This is a genomic window from Collinsella sp. HCP3S3_E5, from assembly GCF_052067635.1.
Lineage (GTDB): Bacteria > Actinomycetota > Coriobacteriia > Coriobacteriales > Coriobacteriaceae > Collinsella.
Genome location: NZ_JBQHQF010000064.1, coordinates 1 through 635, shown reverse-complemented (window position 1 = coordinate 635; position 635 = coordinate 1). Strand labels below are relative to the sequence as shown.

1 protein-coding gene is annotated in these 635 nt (G+C 70.9%); it reads left to right on the top strand.

Features of this window, described 5'->3' with window-relative positions; translation table 11 throughout:
- Positions 1-36 precede the first annotated feature (36 nt).
- Positions 37-635: transposase (locus tag ACTM82_RS09000; RefSeq protein ID WP_441088552.1), on the top strand; the 599-nt coding region annotated here is incomplete at its 3' end.

Sequence of the window (635 nt, the reverse complement as noted above, 5' to 3'; positions counted from 1 at the left end):
CTCGGCGTCGAGTGCGTCGTCGCCGCGGTCTCGAAGATCCCCAGGTCGGCCGCCGACTCGGCCTCCAAGAACGACAGGAACGACGCCGCCAGGATGGCCAAGGCGATACTCGCCCACGACATCTCCCCCGTATGGGTCCCCTCCCCCGAGGTCGAAGGCATCAGGGACCTCGCCGGCGCCTACGACGGGGCGACCGCGCGCCTGGCGACCGCCAAGCAGCGGCTGCTCGCCTTCCTCGCAAAGCGGGGGTTCGTCTACGGCGGCACCACGCCCGCCGGCAACCCGAGGAAGTACTGGACCTACGACTTCCTGAGGTGGCTCGACAAGGTCAGGCCGGAGGACGATGGCGGGGTTCGGACGCTCGCCGCCCTGAGGAACGAGGTCGAGGCCGCGGCGGAGGCCCGGGCGGACCTGCTCTCCGAGTACAGGGCCGCCGTGGATGCCAGCCCGATCGCCGCGGAGGTGGCCGCCCTCCAGTCGATCAAGGGCTGCGCCTTCGCGCTGGCCGCGGCCTTCTCGGCCGAGGTCGGCGACTTCACGAGGTTCCGTTCCGGAAGGCAGGTCACGGCCTATTTCGGTCTCGCGCCGAGTCAGAGGTCGAGTGGCGACTCCGTGCGGCTCGGAGGCATCAGCGG